The 4,166-nt window shown below is 70.3% G+C and carries 3 protein-coding genes; all 3 read right to left on the bottom strand.

The window, feature by feature from the left end; genetic code table 11:
• Window positions 1–732 (bottom strand): alcohol dehydrogenase catalytic domain-containing protein (locus ACYVM4_RS17535; RefSeq protein WP_460669361.1); only part of this gene is annotated, 732 nt, incomplete at its 3' end.
• A 150-nt stretch (window positions 733–882) separates the two neighbouring features.
• On the bottom strand, window positions 883–3,351 hold the full coding sequence (locus tag ACYVM4_RS17530; RefSeq protein ID WP_460669360.1) for a GcvT family protein: 2,469 nt from the start codon (window positions 3,349–3,351) through the stop codon (window positions 883–885).
• A gap of 47 nt (window positions 3,352–3,398) precedes the next feature.
• Entirely contained in the window at window positions 3,399–3,761 is a 363-nt protein-coding gene (locus ACYVM4_RS17525) for a bifunctional 3-phenylpropionate/cinnamic acid dioxygenase ferredoxin subunit (RefSeq protein WP_368823664.1), read from the bottom strand.
• Window positions 3,762–4,166 lie beyond the last annotated feature (405 nt).

The raw sequence follows: 4,166 nt of genomic DNA, 5'->3' as shown, positions 1-4,166 counted from the left end.
CGCCCGGATCGCCGCCACGGGGTCCTGCTCCTGGGAGTTGACCGTGTGGGTGGCGCCGAACTTCTGCGCGGTGGCCAGCTTCTCGTCGTCGAGGTCCACCGCGATGATCGTGGTCGCCCCGGCCAGTGCCGCGCCGGCGATCGCCGCCGCCCCGACCCCGCCGCAGCCGATGACGGCCACGGACTCCCCGCGCTGCACGGCGCCGGTGTTGAGGACGGCGCCGATGCCGGCCATCACCCCGCAGCCGAGCAGGCCCACCGCGGCGTACTGGTGGTCCTCGAGCTCGGCCTCGATCTTGGTGCACTGCCCGGCGGCCACGAGGGTCTTCTCGGCGAACGAGCCGATGCCCAGGGCCGGGGTCAGCGGGGTGCCGTCCTCGAGCGTCATCTTCTGGGTGGCGTTGTGGGTGGCGAAGCAGTACCAGGGCTCGCCCCTGCGGCAGGCCCGGCACTGCCCGCACACCGCCCGCCAGTTGAGGATCACGTGGTCGCCCACGGCCACCTCGGTGACCCCTTCCCCGACCGCGGACACCACGCCCGAGGACTCGTGGCCCAGCAGGAACGGGTAGTCGTCGCCGACCCCGCCCTGGACGTAGTGGTGGTCGGTCTGGCACACCCCGCAGGTGAGCACGTCCACGAGCGCCTCCCCCGGTCCCGGGTCCGGCACCAGGATGGTCTCCACGCTGACCGGCTGGTTCTTGCCCTTCGACACCACGCCTTTGACCTTGTGCATGCTGGAACTGCCTTTCGTCGTCGTCGGCACCGGGAACGGTGCTCGATCACAGAAGTTGTGCTGCGGGGACCCCGGCACCGGGTGTCCCCTGGAGAGGACGCGGAGGAGCAGCCGGAGCGACGTGCGTCCCGGCCGCGCCCCGCCGGGAACTCACCCGCGGATGCGCTCCATGCCGGGGTCCACGAGCGGCTCGGCGCTGACCGTGGCGGCAACGCGCTCGCCGAGGTACTCGATCTCCACGCCGTCCCCCTCGGAGACCTCCGGCGGGAGCCAGGCGTAGGCGACCGGCCGACCCACGGTGTGGCCGAAGACGGCGCTGGTGACGTAGCCGGCGGCGGCGCCGTCCACGTACACGGGCTCCTTGCCCAGGACCACGGAACGGCCGTCGTCGACGGTCAGGCAACGCAGCCGGCGCCGTACCTGACCATCAGCGGCCACGGCTTCCGAACCCACGAAGTCGCCCTTGTCCTTCTTGACGGCGAAGTCCAGTCCTGCCTCCAGGGCGGTGTGCTCGGTGGTCATGTCGGTGCCCCAGGAGCGGTAGCCCTTCTCCACGCGCAGGCTGTTGAAGGCGGCGCGCCCCGCGGGGACGATGCCGAACTCCTGGCCGGCCTCGTGCAGCAGGTCCCACAGCCGCAACCCCTGGTCGGCGGTCGTGTACAGCTCCCAGCCGAGCTCGCCCACGTAGGAGAGGCGCATCGCGGTGACTCGCAGGCCGCCCACCCGGATCTGCTTGGTGCGGAAGTACTTCAGGCCGTCGTTGGACAGGTCGTCATGGGACACCTTCGCCATGACCTCCCGGGCCTTCGGCCCCCACAGCCCGATGCAGCACGTCTCGGCGGTGGTGTCCCGGACCAGGGCCCAGGCCGAGGGGTCCTCGGCGCTCTGCCGGGTCGCCTCGGCGGACAGGTACGCCACGTCGACGCTGCTGTTGATGCCGGCCTGGAACAGGTTCTCGCTGAGCCGGGCCACCGTGATGTCGCTGCGGATCCCGGCCTTCTCGTCCAGCAGGAGGCAGTACGTCACGGCACCCGGCTTGCGCAGGATGTTGCCGGTGGTGAGCCGCTGCAGCAGAGCGGCGGCCCCCGGTCCCTCGACCGTCACGCGCTTGAGCGGGGTCATGTCGTACATCGCCACGGCGGTGCGGGTCTTCCACGCCTCGACCGCCGCGATCGGCGAGTGGTACCGGGCCGCCCACGGCTCCCGCTCCGGCTCGCGCCACTGCCCGGGCAGCTGGTCCAGGAGCGCGGCGTTGAACTCGTACCAGTGCGGGCGCTCCCACCCGTGGCTCTCCAGGAAGAACGCGCCGAGCTCCAGCTCCCGGGGGTAGAACGGGCTGACCCGCAGGTTGCGCGGCGACTCCCGGGGCTGGAGGGGGTGGAGGACGTCGTAGATCTCCACGAAGTTCTGCTTGCCCGTCTCCTCGACGTACTCCGGGGAGAGTTGCACGTCGTCGAAGCGGGTGGCCTCGCAGCCGTGCAGGTCCGTCTCCGGGACGCCGTCCACCAGCAGCTCGGCCATGGCCTTGGCCACGCCCGAGGAGTGGGTGACCCACACCGCCTCGGCCACCCAGAACCCGGCGAGGTCCGGGGACTCACCGATGAGCGGGCCCCCGTCCGGGGTGAAGGAGAAGATCCCGTTGAAGCCCTCGGCCACCTCGCTGCCGCGCAGGCTGGGGAGGAAGCGCTGGCTCTCAGCCCACTGCTCGGTGAAGTCCTCGGGCGTGAAGTCCAGGCGCGAGGGCATCCGGTCGTGGGCGATGTCGCGGGGCGCGTAGTGCGGCAGGTCGGCGAGGTCCACTGGCATCGGGCGGTGGGCGTAGGAGCCGATGCCGATCCGGTCCCCCCACTCTCGGTAGTAGAGGTCCGCGTCCTGGTGCCGGAGGATCGGCAGGGTCGCGCCGTTCGGGGCGTCGTGCTTGCCCACGAGCTCCGGGACCGCGGAGGTGAAGACGTACTGGTGGGCCAGCGGCAGGATGGGGCACGGCATGCCGGCCATCTCGCCGATCGCGGGCCCCCAGAATCCGGCGCAGGAGACGACGATGTCCGCCGGCACGGTTCCGTCGGACGTGGTCACGCCGGTCACGCGGCCGTTCGACCGCTCGATGCCGGTGACGGTCGTCTCCGCGCAGTAGGTCACGCCGGCGCGGGTGGTGCGGTCGATGAGCACCTGCACCGCCTTGGCCGCCAGGGCGAGCCCGTCCGTGGGCACGTGGTAGCCGCCCAGGACCATCTCGGGGTTGACCAGGGGGTGCTGCTGCAGCACCTCCTCGGGCGTGAGCAGCCGACCCTCGATGCCCCACGACGTCGCGTAGCCCACCTTGCGCTTGAGCTCCTCCAGCCGCTCCGGGGTGGTGGCCACCTCGAGGCCGCCGACCTGGTTGAAGCAGCCCAGGGACACGAGCTTCTCCACGGTGTACCGCGCGAGGTGGGTCATCGTCCGTGACGGGTTCGTCTGGTAGACGAGTCCGGGGGCGTGGGACGTCGAGCCCCCGGGAAGGGGCAGCGGGCCCTGCTCGAGGACGGTGACGTCGGTCCAGCCGCGCTGGACCAGCTCGTCGGCAAGATTCGTGCCGACGATGCCGGCTCCGATGATGACGACGCGAGGGGTGGTGCTCATGGGGCGGTTCTCCTGACCTGCGGGTGTCGTGCGGGGGTCGGCCGGGTTCAGCCGGACTGGGACTCGTGTCCGTGGGCGGTGAGCCCGGGGGGCAGGTTCGGCGCTTCGGCCGACTCCTCGACCATGATGTCGCCGTCCACGACGGTCACCTGGTGGGTCCGGACCGGCAGCTTGGCCGGCGGCGCGTCCACCTTGCCGGTGCGGAGGTCGAACTTCGACGCGTGCAGCGGGCACTCGACCTCGCAGCCTTCCACCCAGCCGTCGGCGAGCGACGCATCCTGGTGGGTGCAGGTGTCGTCGATGGCGAACAGCTCGCCCTCCTCCGTGTGGAACACGGCGATGGGGGGGACGGTGTCGAGGCGCAGGGCGTCGCCGGGTGCGAGGTCCTTGAGGGGACAGGCCTTGTGCATCGGAGCGGATCCTTTCCTGAGGAGGACGGGCCTGTCGCACCAAGCGTCTCCGCCTGGCCCAACTGGCTCACCATGAGCAACAAGCGTTGCAATGTGCAACAAGCGTGAGGACTGGGGATGGGTGCTGTCAAGAGATGGGAGGCCACTGATTCGTGATCGGGCTCACAGCGCGATCATTTGTAAATTTCTCGCGTCGCATTGCCGGAACCCCTTGACTGGCTTCGTGATGGCGATCACTCTGATTCTCACATTACGAATCGTGTTGCATCTCATGCGAGCCGGTTCCAGGGCCCGTCGGCCCTGGATGTCAGTCATCCGTTGTCAGTCTTTCGAAAGGGGTCCTTCATGGAGTCCCTCGTCATTGTCGGGGCGTCCCTGGCCGGTCTGTCGGCCGCCCGGGCCGCC

This window comes from Kocuria himachalensis (assembly GCF_054784195.1).
Note: the sequence above shows the minus strand (reverse complement) of the source record. Positions and strands in the feature narration are given on the sequence as shown.

Excerpts from the sequence above, each read along its gene's own strand:
- ACYVM4_RS17530 (WP_460669360.1), bottom strand. The coding sequence starts at position 3,351 with ATGAGCACCACCCCTCGCGTCGTCATCATCGGAGCCGGCATCGTCGGC.
- ACYVM4_RS17525 (WP_368823664.1), bottom strand. The coding sequence starts at position 3,761 with ATGCACAAGGCCTGTCCCCTCAAGGACCTCGCACCCGGCGACGCCCTG.